This window comes from Pantoea sp. GABEPS69, from assembly GCF_045780835.1.
Lineage (GTDB): Bacteria > Pseudomonadota > Gammaproteobacteria > Enterobacterales > Enterobacteriaceae > Pantoea > Pantoea septica.
In genome coordinates, this window is sequence record NZ_CP118618.1 from 1,770,198 (window position 1) to 1,785,942 (window position 15,745).

At 59.9% G+C, this 15,745-nt stretch carries 15 protein-coding genes; 6 read left to right on the forward strand and 9 right to left on the reverse strand.

Annotated elements, in window-relative coordinates; all coding sequences use genetic code 11:
- Positions 1-70 precede the first annotated feature (70 nt).
- Entirely contained in the window at positions 71-868 is a 798-nt protein-coding gene (rlmA, locus tag PVE98_RS08750) for a 23S rRNA (guanine(745)-N(1))-methyltransferase (protein WP_033746595.1), read from the forward strand.
- Here rlmA and PVE98_RS08755 read toward each other — a convergent pair.
- The 4 genes from PVE98_RS08755 to manX form a co-directional block, all read right to left on the reverse strand.
- Complete coding sequence (locus PVE98_RS08755; RefSeq protein ID WP_033746597.1) at positions 865-1,323, reverse strand: DUF986 family protein; 459 nt, start codon at positions 1,321-1,323, stop codon at positions 865-867. The genes rlmA and PVE98_RS08755 overlap by 4 nt on opposite strands.
- Before the next feature lie 69 nt (positions 1,324-1,392).
- Positions 1,393-2,238 (reverse strand): PTS mannose transporter subunit IID, encoded by an 846-nt coding sequence (locus PVE98_RS08760; protein ID WP_333620352.1) that lies wholly within the window; start codon positions 2,236-2,238, stop codon positions 1,393-1,395.
- Between the two features lie 15 nt (positions 2,239-2,253).
- Positions 2,254-3,054 (reverse strand): PTS mannose/fructose/sorbose transporter subunit IIC, encoded by an 801-nt coding sequence (locus tag PVE98_RS08765; protein WP_033747932.1) that lies wholly within the window; start codon positions 3,052-3,054, stop codon positions 2,254-2,256.
- 60 nt (positions 3,055-3,114) lie between these two features.
- The gene (manX, locus tag PVE98_RS08770; RefSeq protein ID WP_033746601.1) at positions 3,115-4,083 is read right to left on the reverse strand and encodes a PTS mannose transporter subunit IIAB; all 969 of its coding nucleotides are present in this window, start codon (positions 4,081-4,083) and stop codon (positions 3,115-3,117) included.
- A 506-nt stretch (positions 4,084-4,589) separates the two neighbouring features.
- On the opposite strand from manX, the gene PVE98_RS08775 reads away from it, so the two are divergent.
- Positions 4,590-6,158 (forward strand): TerC family protein, encoded by a 1,569-nt coding sequence (locus tag PVE98_RS08775; RefSeq protein ID WP_033746603.1) that lies wholly within the window; start codon positions 4,590-4,592, stop codon positions 6,156-6,158.
- 170 nt (positions 6,159-6,328) lie between these two features.
- Here the strand turns inward: PVE98_RS08775 and PVE98_RS08780 are convergent, their stop codons facing one another.
- The 4 genes from PVE98_RS08780 to pabB all read right to left on the reverse strand — a co-directional run bounded on the left by PVE98_RS08780 (position 6,329) and on the right by pabB (position 11,611).
- Entirely contained in the window at positions 6,329-7,891 is a 1,563-nt protein-coding gene (locus tag PVE98_RS08780) for an EAL domain-containing protein (RefSeq protein ID WP_096073281.1), read from the reverse strand.
- A gap of 223 nt (positions 7,892-8,114) precedes the next feature.
- On the reverse strand, positions 8,115-9,479 hold the full coding sequence (locus PVE98_RS08785; protein ID WP_096073280.1) for an L-serine ammonia-lyase: 1,365 nt from the start codon (positions 9,477-9,479) through the stop codon (positions 8,115-8,117).
- A gap of 189 nt (positions 9,480-9,668) precedes the next feature.
- Positions 9,669-10,235 (reverse strand): CoA pyrophosphatase, encoded by a 567-nt coding sequence (locus tag PVE98_RS08790; RefSeq protein WP_096073279.1) that lies wholly within the window; start codon positions 10,233-10,235, stop codon positions 9,669-9,671.
- Positions 10,232-11,611: an aminodeoxychorismate synthase component 1 gene (gene pabB / locus PVE98_RS08795; protein ID WP_227741484.1), complete on the reverse strand. Its 1,380-nt coding sequence runs from the start codon at positions 11,609-11,611 to the stop codon at positions 10,232-10,234. The genes PVE98_RS08790 and pabB overlap by 4 nt, the downstream gene beginning before the upstream one ends.
- Before the next feature lie 91 nt (positions 11,612-11,702).
- Here pabB and PVE98_RS08800 point away from each other — a divergent pair, with 91 nt between their 5' ends.
- Positions 11,703-11,888 (forward strand): YoaH family protein, encoded by a 186-nt coding sequence (locus PVE98_RS08800; protein ID WP_033746616.1) that lies wholly within the window; start codon positions 11,703-11,705, stop codon positions 11,886-11,888.
- A 16-nt stretch (positions 11,889-11,904) separates the two neighbouring features.
- Here PVE98_RS08800 and PVE98_RS08805 read toward each other — a convergent pair whose 3' ends face one another.
- Positions 11,905-12,249, reverse strand: coding sequence for a RidA family protein (locus PVE98_RS08805; protein ID WP_033746617.1), 345 nt, complete (start codon positions 12,247-12,249; stop codon positions 11,905-11,907).
- A gap of 123 nt (positions 12,250-12,372) precedes the next feature.
- On the opposite strand from PVE98_RS08805, the gene PVE98_RS08810 reads away from it, so the two are divergent.
- The 3 genes from PVE98_RS08810 (at position 12,373) to PVE98_RS08820 (ending at position 15,686) form a co-directional block, all read left to right on the forward strand.
- Positions 12,373-14,280, forward strand: coding sequence for an ATP-dependent DNA helicase (locus PVE98_RS08810; RefSeq protein WP_033746619.1), 1,908 nt, complete (start codon positions 12,373-12,375; stop codon positions 14,278-14,280).
- A gap of 53 nt (positions 14,281-14,333) precedes the next feature.
- The gene (tsaB, locus tag PVE98_RS08815) at positions 14,334-15,032 is read left to right on the forward strand and encodes a tRNA (adenosine(37)-N6)-threonylcarbamoyltransferase complex dimerization subunit type 1 TsaB (protein WP_096073277.1); all 699 of its coding nucleotides are present in this window, start codon (positions 14,334-14,336) and stop codon (positions 15,030-15,032) included.
- 63 nt (positions 15,033-15,095) lie between these two features.
- Positions 15,096-15,686, forward strand: a complete 591-nt coding sequence (locus tag PVE98_RS08820; RefSeq protein WP_033746625.1) for a Slp family lipoprotein — start codon at positions 15,096-15,098, stop codon at positions 15,684-15,686.
- The last annotated feature ends 59 nt before the right edge of the window (positions 15,687-15,745 follow it).

The following is a 15,745-nucleotide window of genomic DNA, read 5'->3' on the forward strand; positions in this document are numbered from 1 at the left end:
GCTTTTTCTTTGCGCTTTCGATACGACAGCGAACGGAGTACACTGCGGCGCTCTTGTTAATGGAGTTCGTATGTTGCTGATTTGCCCCCTCTGTCATCTCCCTTTACAGCCTGAAAACCGCAGCTGGCGCTGTGAAAACCGTCATCAGTTCGATCAGGCGAAAGAGGGCTACCTCAATTTGCTGCCCGTTCAGCATAAAGGTTCGCGCGAGCCTGGCGACAGCCCGGAGATGATGCAGGCGCGGCGTGAATTTCTGCAGGCGGGCTACTATCAGCCGCTGCGCGACGGCGTGGTGGCGCTGCTGCGCGAAAAGCTGCCGGACGCGGGCGCGCTGCTCGATATCGGCTGCGGCGAAGGCTATTACACTTCGGCGCTTAGCGCGCTGGGCGGCGAGGTCTACGGGCTGGATATCGCCAAAAACGCCATTCGTCTGGCGGCGAAGCGCTATCCTGACGTGCGGTTCTGCGTCGCTTCTAGCCAGCGTCTGCCTTTTGCCGACGCTTCGCTGGATGGCGTCGTGCGTATCTACGCGCCCTGCAACGAGGCGGAGCTAACGCGCGTCGTCAGGCCTGGCGGCGTGCTGCTGACCGTCACGCCCGGAGCGCACCATCTGCAACAGTTCAAGGCGCTGATCTATCGCGAGGTGCAGCTGCATGCGCCGGAAGAGAAGTGCTACAGCGGTTTTAGCGAAGAGAGCCAGCAGTCGCTGCGCTACGCGATGCACCTGAGCGGCGACGCGGCGGCCACGCTGCTGCAGATGACGCCTTTCGCCTGGCGAGCGAAGCCGTCGGTGTGGGGGGAGCTGCAGGCGTCGAAAACCTTCGAATGCGACGCCGACTTCCGTCTGACACTATGGCGGCGCGATTAGCGCGCCTCTACCAGCGTATGGTAGATGCGTTCCAGATCGTCGAGCTGCTGCACGGCGATCAGCAGGCGACGCTGCTCCAGCTGCATCACCAGAATGCCGTCTTCGGAGAGATTGATGCTCTGAATGCGTTCATAGGCTATCCAGACGCTGCCGTAAAACAGCCCGTCGCGCTTCATCAGCAGAACTGGACGGCGCAGCCAGAAGAGCCAGAAGGCGAGAAAGAGGAGCACCATCAGCAGGGTGGTGGTGAGCTGCGGCCCCTGATGCGTCACATTATTCCAGAGTAAAATCGCCAGCAGCCCGATAAATATCAGGCTGTCAATCTTGTGCCTGCGCCGCAGCGCCACGCTTAAACGCGTCGGGCCTTTGCGGCGCGGCAGAATAAAGTCGTTGTAGAGAGAAAAAAGCAGCAGCGCGGCGATGCAGAGCGCGATGAGGCCGTCCGTTAGTGTCATCACATTCTCCTGAGGCGATACGGCGGAAAAGCGGGGAAGAGGCCGGGCGCGGCGCGCCCGGCGAGAGTACTACAGGCCAAGCAGGCCGATCCAGTAGCCGAAAATCCCGATAACGAAAAAGCCGACGATAATCCACAGCGCGTTGACCTTGCGGCGCAGCAGCCACATACAGGCGAAGGTCAGCAGCAGCGGCACGATGCCCGGCATCAGCTGATCGAGGATGGTCTGAACCGTAGTGACGGTAGTCTTCCCGATCTGGTCGGTAATGCGCGACACCACCAGCGGAATATTAACGTGCGTCCACTTGTTCACCAGCGCGCCCATGACAAACAGGCCGAGAATCGACGCCCCCTCCGTCAGCTTCTGCAGGAAACCGCCGCCCATGTCGCTGACGATATCGATCCCTTTACGATAACCGTACGCCACGCCGTAATAGCGGGTCAGCAGGCGCGCCAGATTGAACAGCACGAAGAAGAGTAGTGGACCCAGCAGGCTGCCGCTCATGGCGATGCCTGCGCCGAGCGCGGCGAAGACCGGACGCACGGTGCCCCAGAAAATCGGGTCGCCCACGCCCGCCAGCGGGCCCATCAGGCCGACTTTAATGCCGTTGATGGCGGCGTCATCGATTGCTGCGCCGTTTGCGCGCTGCTCTTCCATCGCCATGGTCACGCCCAATACCGGCGCGGCTACGTAGGGATGGGTGTTGAAAAACTCCAGATGGCGTTTGATCGCCTGACGGCGCGCCTCGTTATTTTCCGGATAGAGGCGGCGGATCACCGGCACCATCGAGAAACAGAAGCCCAGCGCCTGCATACGCTCGAAGTTCCACGACCCCTGGAACAGGTTCGACCGCAAAAACACGCCGCGAATGTCGCCTGGGGTGAGTTTCTTTTGCGTTGTAGTTGTATCTACCATGTTGTCACCTGTTCCTTAGTCAAGTTCGTTATCGAGATCGTTATTTGCCGGACCCGCTGCAGGCGCGCCCGCCACGCGGTTATATTTCGGCGCCAGCTGGATATAGAGCACTGCCATGACCACGCCGATGACGCCCAGCGCCACCAGGTTAAAGCTGGTGAAGGCCGCGGTGACGAAGCCGAGGTAGAAGAAGGGCATCAGATAGCCTGCGCGCATCATATTGATGACCATCGCGTAACCGACCACCACGATCATGCCGCCGGCGATGTTCAGGCCGTTGGTGACCACTTCAGGGATAGAGCTGAGCAGGGAGTGAACCGCGCTGGTGCCGACGGAAATCGCTACGATCAGCGCCGGAATGGCGATACGCATCGCCTGCAACACCAGCGCCGAGACGTGGATCCACGAAATCGCCGTCAGGTTGCCTTTCTCCGCCGCCTTATCGGCCGCGTGCTGGAAGGCCACGGTGATGGTGCGCACGATAATCGTCAGCACCTGGCCCGCCGCCGCCAGCGGAATCGCCAGCGCAATGCCCGCGCCGACGCTCTGACCGCCGGCGATAACCAGAATGGTGGAGATAATTGAGGCGAGAGCCGCATCGGGCGCCACGGCGGCGCCGATGTTCATCCAGCCCAGCGCGATCATCTCCAGCGTGCCGCCGATGATGATGCCGGTTTTCATATCGCCGAGCACCGCCCCAATCAGGGTACAGGCCACCAGCGGACGGTGAAACTGAAACTCATCCAGAATCGAACCCATACCCGCAATACAGGCCACGATAAATATCAGGATGATTTGTAGCGAGGTTATTTCCATCATATCCCTTCTCCTCAGCAGGATAGCGTTAACTGGCCCGCAGGCGCAGCTGCCGGCGTTTTACGCATTGACCTTCGCAATCAGGTCCATCATTTTCAGTTTTTGATCGCTGGAGACTTTACGGACTTCCAGCTCGATATTGCGTTCATTGAGCTTACGGAACGCGGCGATATCTTTGTCATCGACCGAGACGGCGTTATTGACCTGGGTTTTACCCTGGCGAAACGCCATGCCGCCGATATTGACCGACTTAATGTCGACGCCCTGTTCCACGACGCGCAGCACGTCGGTGGGATTGGTGAACAGCAGCATCACGCGGTCGCGACCATATTTCGGGTTATTCCAGACGCGCACCATCTTGTCGACGTCCACCACGTGCGCGGTCACACCGGGCGGCGCCACCTGCGTCAGCAAGGTTTTGCGCACGTGATCTTTTGCGACTTCGTCGCTGACCACGATAATGCGCGAGACGTTGGTCTCTTTGGTCCAGCGCGTCGCCACCTGACCGTGGATCAGGCGGTCGTCGATGCGCGCCAGCCCGATTTTCATATGTTCGCCCGGCGCCAGCGGCTGCGCTGGGGCAGGCGGCGCTTTGGCGGCTGGGGCGGCGGCTGGGGCAGGCGGCGCGGCAAGCTCGGTTTTCTGCGCCTTAACGCCTTCGCGACCTGTTTCCACCGCGATGCCAACCAGTTCGGTAAAGCTGGGATCGTCGTCGCGCGCCATCAGCGTTTCTACCAGCATCGGAATATTGACCCCGGCGATGACATCGTAATTTTCTTTATCCAGCACCACGCGGCTGGCAGCGTTGAACGGACTTCCGCCCCAGGTATCGACCAAAAACAGCGCCCCTTTCGAGGTATCCAGCTTTGCCAGCTGCGCCTGATATTTTTCAATAAGCGTTTCTGCATTTTCGCCGGGCACAAAGTCGATCCATCCGACGTTCTCCTGCTCGCCCAACAGCATCTCTGCGGTTTTCAGCAGTTGCTCGGCTGCCCAGCCGTGTGTACCAATCACTATCGCAATGGTCACTTGCTACCTCCGTTCGCTAAAGAAATTCGTCTGGAGTCGACGAATCGTTATGAGTTATCGCTACGGTTATCTGGCGACAAACGTAGTCAAAACATCTGAATTAAAGAATCATTCTTCGGGCGTCTTCAATGAATCGGTGAATCGCGATTTATTTTAGTGCGCGAAAAAATAATTTATGTGACGGTCGTCAGTAATCAGACGGCCGAACTCGCCTTAAACAGGGTTTATTGGCGAATCACCGCCGAATCATTTGTAAATGAAAGAAAATTTTTTGACGTACATTACTGGCCTGTTACATTAACGATCTGTTTATTACTCAGGAGTAACGGGTTTCAGCCCACCTTTATGGATCGTCACCGACGTCGCTTAACCACTTTGATGCGCGCATCCGCGCCTTCCCTCACGCCTGACGGCGTACCTGTAGTTCACCCGATTGTCTTTCTGTCACGTCACCACACGACGCTGGCACGATATCGTTCAGTCTGTCTCTCGTTCAGGAGTCAATGATGGAATTTCTCTTCGACCCCTCAATCTGGGCCGGTTTGCTCACGCTTGTCGTACTGGAGATCGTGCTTGGTATCGATAACCTGGTCTTTATCGCTATTCTTGCCGACAAGCTGCCGCCGAAGCAGCGCGATAAGGCGCGCCTGATCGGCCTGTCGCTGGCGCTGGTGATGCGCCTGGGCCTGCTGTCGCTGATCTCCTGGATGGTCACGCTGACGCGTCCGTTATTTAGCGTAGGCGAGTTTAGCTTTGCAGGGCGTGATTTGATTCTGCTGGTGGGCGGGGTGTTTCTCTTGTTCAAGGCGACGATGGAGCTGCATGAGCGGCTGGAGAACCGTCAGCTCGAGCATCAGGGAAACCGCAGCTACGCCAGCTTCTGGGCGGTGGTGACGCAGATTGTGGTGCTGGACGCGGTCTTCTCGCTGGATGCGGTGATCACGGCGGTCGGCATGGTGAACCATCTGCCGATCATGATGACGGCGGTAGTGATCGCCATGGGCGTTATGCTGCTGGCCTCGAAGCCGCTGACCAACTTCGTCAACGCGCATCCTACCGTGGTGGTGCTCTGCCTGAGCTTCCTGCTGATGATCGGCCTGTCGCTGGTGGCGGAAGGTTTCGGCTTCCATATCCCGAAAGGCTATCTCTACGCGGCGATCGGCTTCTCTATTCTGATCGAACTGTTTAACCAGATTGCGCGCCGCAACTTTATGCGCCATCAGGCGCATCGTCCAATGCGCGAGCGCACCGCCGAGGCGATTTTGCGTCTGATGGGCGGTCGTCAGCGTCCGGCCCAGCCTGCGGTGAACGAAGAGTCGCCTCTGACGCAGGCGATGCCGCAGGAGGCCTTTAAGGATGAAGAGCGCTATATGATTAACGGCGTGCTGACGCTGGCGTCGCGCTCTATCCGCAGCATTATGACGCCGCGCGGCGAAATCTCCTGGGTTGACGCCGAGCGTCCAATGGACGAAATCCGTATTCAGCTGCTCGACACGCCGCACAGCTTGTTCCCGGTGTGCCGCGGCGAGCTGGATGAGATTATCGGCGTAGTGCGCGCCAAAGAGCTGCTGGTGGCGATCGAACATGGCATGGATGTGGCGACCTTTGCCGCCGCGTCACCCGCTATCGTGGTGCCGGAAACGCTGGATCCGATTAATCTGCTGGGCGTGCTGCGCCGCGCCAAAGGCAGTTTCGTTATAGTTACCAACGAGTTCGGCGTAGTGCAGGGGCTGATTACGCCGCTGGACGTGCTGGAAGCGATCGCCGGCGAATTCCCGGACGAGGATGAAACGCCAGACATTATCGCCGACGGCGACGGCTGGATTGTGAAGGGCGGCACCGACCTGCATTCGCTCCAGCAGCTGTTTGACGTCAATGACCTGGTCGACCCCGATGAAGATCACGCCTCGCTGGCGGGTCTGCTGATTGGTCAGAAAGGCCAGCTGCCGCTGCCGGGCGAGGTGATCGATTTGCCGCCGCTGCACTTTACTATCCTTCAGGCGACCGACTATCGCGTCGATCTGGTGCGCGTCACCAAAGATAAGCCGCACGAGGATGAGGAAGAGGAGCAGTAATCAATCTAAATCTGTAGCGGGTTTATCGAACAGACGATGATGCTGTTCAATGCGTGGGTGAGAGGGGCCGAGCGAGCAAGAATGCGTAAAGCGACTTTGCGATCGGGCCCTCTCATCCACGCAGGCATCCGCTCTTACAGGCAAACTAAACGGCGCATATGCGCCGTTTTTTACGGGGTCAGCTGCGTCTGATGCTGCGTCAGCCAGGCGGGAAAATCCTCAATCGGCATTGGCCGCGCGTAGAAATAACCCTGCAGCAGATCCACGCCGCGCTCGCGCAGATAGGCGGCCTGCTCGGCGGTTTCGACTCCCTCAGCCACCAGACTAATGTTTAAACGCTGCGCCAGCGAAATCACCATATCGGTCACCGTGGCGTTAATGGCGTCGGTGCCGATCGCCGCGGTGAAAATCTTGTCGATCTTCAGCACGTCGGGCTGTAAATCCTTCAGATAGGAGAGCGAGCTGTGTCCGGTGCCGAAGTCATCGATAGCCAGGCGCACGCCGATGCTGTGCAGCTGCGAAATCACCTTCTGATCCACCACCGGCAATGCGTCGCGCTCCGTCAGCTCCACCACCAGCTTCGGCAGCGGATTCGCCGGCCACCACAGCTGTTGCAGATCCTCGACGATGGCGCGATCGCGAAAGTGGCTGGCAGCCACGTTAATGGCGATATGAAACGACGGACAGCGCGGCAGATTCGGCAACTGCGCCACCGCTTTGTCGATCACAAAGCGCGTCAGCGGCGCGATAAGATTTTGTCGCTCGGCAAGCGGAATAAACACGTCAGGCGGGATCCAGCCCTGGCGCGCGTTATGCCAGCGCAGCAGCAGCTCGATGCCGTCGCACTCGCCGCTCTGGGCGTTAATCAGCGGCTGACAGTAGACCATAAATTCATTGGCGGTAATGCCGTAGCTGATCTGCCAGCTCAGGCTCATGCGATTCGCCGTCGCCAGCCAGACGATATAGCCGATCAGCAGGCTCAGCAGCAGCGCCAGCGGCAGCTGCGACGGCAGCGACGCCATCGCCAGGCGCGCCGGCGGTGGGCCATAGAGCGTAATGGAAAAAGGATAGCGCAGCGAACCCTGGTCGTAGCTGACCTCATCCTCTGACGGCATCGTCGGCTCAATCAGCGGATTGCCGTACTCCAGACTCTCGCCGCCGACGCTGAAAATAGCGCGCTCGACCCAGGGACGCTGCGGCTCCAGCAGATAGGTACTCATCAGCTCGATATTAATCGCCTGCAAAATGCCGGAGCGGTTATCGAGCGACTTAGGCGTCCACAGCAGCAGGATCGGTGAACCTTTCAGCAGGTAATTGTCGGTGGTCAGCATCATGCGCTGATTATTAATCGCCAGCTCGGGATAGGTCTGACTAAAAGGAATGGCGCGCGGTCCGTAAATGCTGGAGCAATAAATGGTGTCGTTTTCCACCAGCAGTATGGCGCGTACGGTTTGCAGCGCGGAAATTTTCTCAATAAGCGGGAAGCGCACATCCTGACAGGGCACGCCGACCAGCCCCAGTGTATTGTTCGCCGAAACGTCGAGCGGCGAAAACATACGGTCGAAGCGCTGAATGGCGTTGTCAGCGAAATTGAGTGACTGCTTTTCGATACGCGATTTCTCTTCAAAAAAGCGCAAAGCCAGCGTCAATATTAAAACCACAGCGGCGATCACCAACGCGATAAAGAGTCGCTTACGGCGAAACTGTCCAACATATTGCTGGGCCAAAAGCATCAGTAACCACCTTCCACACACTAAATTAAAGCAGGATAACGGGGAGATTATCGGCAAGGCGCAAATAAGGTTTAGCCATGCTTGATAAAAAAAGCGGTACTGAAATAACCGCGCGACCTGAGAAGGTCGCGCGAATCATTACTCTATCGTTAATCAGGGCGATGAGGTAGGGCCAGACGCGCAATTCATGATGACTGCGCGAAAAACAACCGACGCCGGGACATTAGTCGCACTGAACTTTTATCGCCAGGCCGCCGCGCGAGGTCTCGCGATATTTGGCGTTCATATCTTTGCCGGTTTCATACATGGTTTCGATAACCTTATCGAGCGAAACGCGCGGCTCGCTGGTGCGGCGCAGCGCCATGCGGGCGGCGTTGATCGCCTTCACCGAGGCGATGGCGTTGCGCTCGATGCAGGGCACCTGCACCTGACCGGCCACCGGGTCGCAGGTCAGGCCGAGGTTATGCTCCATGCCGATCTCGGCTGCGACGCAGACCTGTTCCGGGCTGCCGCCCAGCAGTTCGGTCAGTCCGGCGGCCGCCATAGAACAGGCCACGCCCACTTCGCCCTGACAGCCCACCTCCGCGCCGGAAATCGAGGCGTTCATTTTATACAGAATACCGATGGCGCCCGACGCGAGGAAATAGCGGGTGAAAATATCGGGCGTCACGGTTTCGATAAAGTGATCGTAATAGGCGAGCACCGCCGGAACGATGCCGCAGGCGCCGTTGGTCGGCGCGGTCACGACGCGGCCGCCGGCGGCGTTCTCTTCGTTGACCGCCAGCGCGAACATATTAATCCAGTCGATGACGTTCATCGGATCGTTGGAGTGTTTGGACGATGAGGTCAGCAGACGGCGCAGCGAGGCGGCGCGGCGCGGCACGCGCAGTGGACCCGGCAGCACGCCTTCGGTATTCAGCCCGCGATCGATACAGGCCTGCATGGTCTGCCAGACGTCGGTAAAGTAGTCGCGGATCTCGTCGCGCGAGTGCAGCGCCAGTTCATTCTTCATCACCAGACCAGAGAGCGACAGGCCGGTTTCGCGGCAGTGCGCCAGCAGCTCTTTCGCCGAGTGGAAAGGCCAGGGCACGCTCACTTCATCCAGCGTCGACTGGCCGAAATGCTCTTCGTCAACGATAAAGCCGCCGCCGACCGAATAGTAGGTTTTGCTTAAAATCAGCAGATCGCCTGCAAAGGCGAGCAGGCGCATGCCGTTTTCATGCAGCGACAGATTCTCGCTGCGGAACACCATGCCGCCTTCGCGCGGGAAGTCCACCTCATGCGCGCCGTTGGCCAGCAGCAGCCGCTCGCGCTGCTCGACATCTTTAATAAAGGCGGGAATGCTGTCGATATCCACCGTGGCCGGGGAGGCGCCCGCCAGCCCCATAATAATGGCGATATCGGTATGGTGGCCCTTGCCGGTTAGCGAGAGCGAGCCGTACACGTCTACGGCGATGCGCGTCACCTCCTGAAGTTTTCCCTGTTCAATCAGCAGGTCGACAAACTCCTTGCCTGCTTTCATCGGCCCCACGGTATGGGAACTCGACGGGCCAATGCCCACTTTGAACATGTCAAAAACGCTAATCACAGGCGACACTCCTCACAAATAATTTTTATCTCTGCCGGGGCAGTTTATGGCGCTAATAGTAATCGTCGACCCGGGTAAACGAACGCCTTTTCGCATGAAATAAATTAATCGTTCAGGCGAGAAATAGTTATCCTGCACAGCAGAGCGCAACAGATTGTTTATAAAAGGTAAATGAGAGCGGAGCGGGGGTCAGAACGCAATTTGCTGGCTCAGAGAGCGGATGATGCCAGCCGTCATGCCCCAAACCAGATACTCCTCATAGACCGAGAGCCAGACCGGATGACGCAGGCCGGCATGTTGCACCTCGAGCGACGCATAGCGGTTAAGCCGCAGCGCCTCTTCCAGCGGCATCTCGAAGGCGCTTTCCACCTCGTCGGGATTGATGTGCAGCGCAATCTGCGGCGATATGATGCCGACCACCGGCGTCACGCTAAAGCCAGTGCTGCTGGTAACGGGGGCGAGCTGGCCGATAACCTTCACTTCGCCAGGATCGATGCCCACCTCTTCCTGCGCCTCGCGCAGCGCGGTCGCCACCAGCGAGGCGTCGTCGTCGTCCTGCATGCCGCCGGGAAAGGCGACCTGACCGGCGTGCTTGCGTAGCTCGCGCGAACGACGCGTCAGCAGCAGGCCCGGCGCGTCGCGCGCGACGATCGGCACCAGCACCGCAGCCTGGCGACCAGCGGGACGCTGCTGCGGCTTTTCCGGCTGATGAAGCATAAAGCGGGTAATAAAGGCGTCGAGCGTAAGCGGCTTCATTCGTCGTCTCCAGACAGCGCAGGTAAAATGCGGCTGACTTTGTGTAGCGTTTCCTGATATTCGGCATCCAGCTCGCTATCGGCGACCACGCCGCCGCCCGCCGCGCAGAACAGCTGCTGCCGTTCGGCGATCAGCGTGCGGATGGCGATGCTGGTGTCCATGCGTCCGCACAGGCTGAGATAGCCGATGCTGCCGCACCAGGCGTTGCGGCGATGCGGCTCCAGCTCGTCGATAATCTCCATCGCGCGGATTTTAGGCGCGCCGGTTATAGAGCCGCCGGGAAAACAGGCGCGCAGCAGATCGCTGGCGTGCAGCGAGGCGGGCAGGCGCGCCCGAATGGTGCTGACCAGATGGTGCACCGCCGGAAAAGGTTCGACCTCGAACAGCGCCGGCACGCTGACGGATCCCGGTGCGGCGACGCGGCCGATATCGTTGCGCAACAGATCGACGATCATCAGATTTTCGGCGCGATCCTTTTCCGACTGCGCCAGCGCCAGCGCTTCCTGGCGGTCGAATTCGGGATCGGCCGCGCGCGGCCGCGTGCCCTTAATCGGTCGGGTTTCAATCTCATCGCCCTTTAGCGATAAAAAACGCTCCGGCGACAGGCTGAGAATGGCGCTGTCGGGCAGGCTTAAAAATGCGCTGAAAGGGGCGCGGTTAGCGGCGTTGAGGCGGCAAAACGCCTGCCACTCATCGCCCTGATAGCGCGCCTGGAAGCGCTGCGCCAGATTGACCTGATAACAGTCGCCTGCCTGGATATAGGCCTGCACCGTGTGAAAACGTTCGGCGTAGTCGCGGTAGCTCAGATTAGATTGCCAGCCGCTGGTGAGCGAGAAGGGCGCCGCCTCGCGCGGCGGCCACTGGAGCAGCCAGCGCAGCCGCGCCTGCGCGTCTCCCAGCGACACCAGCGTCAGGCGCTGCAGATGGTGGTCGGCGATTAGCGCCCAGTCGTAGATGCCGATCGCCATATCGGGCGTGGTCAGATCGTCCGCAGCCTGCTGCGGCAGGCGTTCGAAGCGGCGGCCGAGATCGTAGCCGAACAGGCCGATCGCGCCGCCCTGAAACGGCAGATCGTCACGGCGATCGGGGAGCGCGCCCAGCGCCTCGCACTGCCGCCGCACCAGCTGCAGCGGATCCTCGGCGCTCTGGCTGACGGCATTGTCCGCGCTAATCGTCGTCAGGTCGTCGTGGGTCACCAGCGTGGCGCGCGGATCGGCGGTCAGCACGTCGAAGCGGTTATCCGCATGCTCGGCATGACCTGAGGTGAGCAGCATCGCCCAGGGAAGATGAGAAATCCTGGCGAAATGCGCGCTGAGCGCATCCTGCGTATAGTGTAGACTGAGCGTTGAGACCATTTTTCGGCAAAAATCAGACATCAATGAGGGCGTTAGCCTGACATATTTTTTCCCGGCTGGCACCTGTTTGTTCCGCATGGAACAGTGCCCGCCTCGCAACCAGGAGTGAATGATGTTTAAGGGTTTACCGGCACTCTCCCACGAGCAGCAGCAGCAGGCGGTGGAGCGTATTCAGGAGCTGATGGCTGGCGGCATGTCCAGCGGAGAGGCGATTACTCAGGTCGCGCAGGAGATCCGCCAGACCCATACGGGCGAGCGGACCCTGGCGCGCTTCGAAGATGACGAGGATGAAGAGTAGCGTCCGGCGCGGCAGCCTATAGCGCCGCGACGATTTTGATCTCTACTTTATACTTCGGATTCATCAGCCCGGCCTGAACGGTGCAGCGCACCGGCGCGTTGCCGGGCGATACCCACGCGTCCCAGGCGCGGTTCATCGCCGCGAAATCGCTTTTTTCCACCAGAAAAATCGTGGCGTCGAGGATCTTGCTCTTGTCCGAACCGACACGCGTCAGCAGGGCGTCAATCACCGCCAGCGCGTTGGCGGTCTGCGCCTCGGCGTCGGCGTCGAGGTTTTCCGGCACGCTGGTGTAATAAACCGTTTGATCGTGGATAACGGCTTCGGACATGCGGTGTTCGGGATCGATACGGGTAATGGTCATTGTTTCTCCTTACTTTTCCAGTTGATAGCCTGGCATAGTCCAGGGGCCGCTGTCATCAGTTGTGGAGCGGCCAGCGGAATACTGACATAATTACAGTGTTTTTGCCGAAACGGGTGAGGAAGTGTGGCGGACGATTTTGCAGTAGATGGCGCGCTGGCGCAGGCGATTGCCGGCTTTAAGCCGCGCGAGGCGCAGCGTGAAATGGCGCAGGCAGTAGAAGAGGCCGTGAAGGCCGGCGGCGAACTGGTGGTAGAGGCGGGAACGGGCACGGGGAAAACCTACGCCTATCTGGCGCCTGCGCTGCGCGCCGGAAAAAAAGTGATTGTTTCAACCGGTTCGAAGGCGCTGCAGGATCAGCTTTACGGCCGCGATTTGCCAACCATCGCGAAGGCGTTAAATTTCACCGGTAAAACCGCCTTGCTGAAAGGACGCTCTAACTACCTCTGTCTGGAGCGGCTGGAGCAGCAGTCGATGGCGGGCGGCGATCTTAACGCCCAGGCGCTGGGCGACCTGGTTACGCTGCGCGGCTGGTCGTCGCAAACCGTTGACGGCGATATCAGCAGCTGCGGCGGCGTCACCGAAGACAGCCCGATCTGGCCGCTGGTGACCAGCACCAACGACAACTGCCTCGGCAGCGACTGCCCGCTCTACAAAGATTGCTTTGTGGTCAAAGCGCGCAAACGCGCGATGGATGCCGACGTGGTGGTGGTAAACCACCACTTGTTTCTCGCCGATCTGGTGGTCAAAGAGAGCGGCTTCGCGGAGCTGATCCCGGAAGCGGACGTGATGATCTTCGATGAGGCGCACCAGATCCCCGATATTGCCAGCCAGTACTTCGGGCAGCAGCTCTCCAGCCGCCAGCTGCTCGACCTGGCGAAAGACATCAATATTGCCTACCGCACCGAAGTGCGCGACGTGCAGCAGCTGCAGAAATCGGCGGACCGCCTCGCGCAGTGCGCGCAGGATTTCCGCCTGACGCTGGGCGATCCGGGCTACCGCGGCAATCTGCGCGAACTCTTCGCCGACAACAACGTGCAGCGCATGTTTACGCTGCTCGACGACGCGCTCGAGCTTTGCTACGACGTCATAAAAATGTCGCTGGGACGCTCGGCGCTGCTGGACGCGGCCTTCGAACGCGCTGCGCTCTACCGCGGACGCCTCAAGCGGCTGCGCGCCATCAACGAGCCCGGCTACAGCTACTGGTACGAGTGCACCTCGCGCCATTTTACTCTCGCCTTAACGCCGCTCTCGGTCTCGGAACGTTTCCGGGAAGTGATGGACGCGCGCAAGGCGGCGTGGATATTCACCTCCGCGACGCTGGCGGTGAATGAAGAGATGCATCATTTCGCCGACCGTCTGGGCGTCAGCAGCGCAAAGACCCTGATCCTCAACAGTCCGTTCGACTTCAGCCGTCAGGCGCTGCTCTGCGTGCCGCGCAATCTGCCGGAGCCGAATCGACCCGGCGGCGCGCGTCAGCTGGCGCGCATGATGAAGCCGCTGATCGACGCCAATAAAGGACGCTGCTTCTTTCTCTGTACCTCGCACCTGATGATGCGCGAACTGGCGGCGGAGTTTCGCGCCAGCATGACGCTGCCGGTGCTGGTGCAGGGCGAAACCAGCAAAGGCCAGCTGCTGCGACAGTTTATCGAAGCGGGCAACGCGCTGCTGGTGGCAACCAGCAGCTTCTGGGAGGGCGTCGACGTGCGCGGCGACGCCCTGTCGCTGGTGATTATCGACAAGCTGCCGTTCACCTCGCCGGAAGATCCGCTGCTGAAGGCGCGTATGGAGGATTGTCGTCTGCGCGGCGGCGATCCCTTTAGCGACGTGCAGCTGCCGGACGCGGTGATTACTCTGAAGCAGGGCGTAGGGCGTCTGATCCGCGACACGGACGATCGCGGCGTGCTGGTGATTTGCGATCAGCGGCTGGTGTCGCGTCCCTACGGCGCGCTGTTTCTCAACAGCCTGCCGCCGACGCCGCGCACTCGCGATCTGGCGCGCGCCATCGCCTTCACGCAGCAAGCGAAACAGTAATTTTCCTTAGGCTGTGCTAACATGCGCGCCGTTTTAGATGACCCGAGGTTGTTATGTCTTCCCGAATCCTGGCGCTGGACACTGCGACAGAAGCCTGTTCAGCCGCGCTGCTTAATCAGCAGCAGATCGATGCCCGTTTTGAAATCGCGCCGCGCGACCATACGCAGCGTATTCTGCCGCTGATCGAAGAGCTGCTGCAGGCGCAGCAGCTGGAGTTGACGGCGCTCGACGCGCTGGCGTTCGGCCGCGGACCCGGCAGCTTTACCGGCGTGCGTATCGGCATCGGTATCGCGCAGGGCCTCGCGTTCGGCGCCATGCTGCCGATGATCGGCATCTCGACGCTGGCGACCCTGGCGCAGGGCGCATATCGCCAGCAGGGCGCGACGCGCGTGCTGGCGGCGATCGACGCGCGCATGGGCGAGGTTTACTGGGCCGAGTATCAGCGCGACGAACACGGCGTCTGGCAGGGTGAAGCGAGTGAAAGCGTGCTGTCGCCGGATGCGGCGCTGGCGCGCATGCAGGCGCTGGAAGGCGAGTGGTTTATCGCCGGCACCGGCTGGCAGGCCTGGCCGCAGCTGCAGCAGGGCCACGCCTTAGCCCTCAGAGAGAGCGGCGTCGAACTGCCCGCTGCGGAAGATATGTTGCCGCTGGCGCAACAGGCGTGGCAGCGCGGCGCAACCGTTCAGCCTGAGCACGCGGAACCGACCTATTTGCGTAACGAAGTGGCGTGGAAAAAATTGCCGGGTCGCTGAGAACTTGCGGCGCAACTTATTGCGACAGCGCCAGTCTAACAAACATCTTTTAGGAGAATGCCTATGTCAGTATGTCATAAAGGAATGTCCGGTGTTTTGTTAGCCTGCGCGCTGCTGCTCAGCGGGTGCGTGACGGTGCCTGACGCGATCAAAGGAAGTTCCGAGCTTCCCCAGCAGGATTTGGTTCGCGTAATGAACGATCCGTCGCTCTATGTCGGTCAGGAGTCCCGCTTCGGCGGCAAAGTGGTTAAGGTCACCAACCTTAACGGCAAAACCCGACTGGAGATCGCCACGCAGCCGCTGGACGACAGCGCGCGTCCGCGTTTAGGCGCCGCTTCCGTCGGGCGTATTTATGCCGATATCAATAACTTCGTCGATCCCACCGACGTGAATAATCAGTACGTTACCGTGCTGGGCAATATCAAGGGAACGGAGAAGGGCACCATCGGCGCGGCCAGCTACAACTTTGTCGTGGTTGATGTGCGCGGCTATCAGCGCTGGCATCTGACGCAGCAGATCAACACGCCGCCGCAGCCGATCGATCCCTGGATCTGGTACGGCCCGTCGCGTCGTCATCCCGGCTACTGGGGACCTAATCCCTACTGGGGCATGAACAGCGGGCCCGCGCAGGTGGAAACGATTCTGACGGAATAAGCGTTTAAGACAAGATTTCAGGCCCGGCCGCGCCTGTCGCGACCGGGCTTTTTATTGCC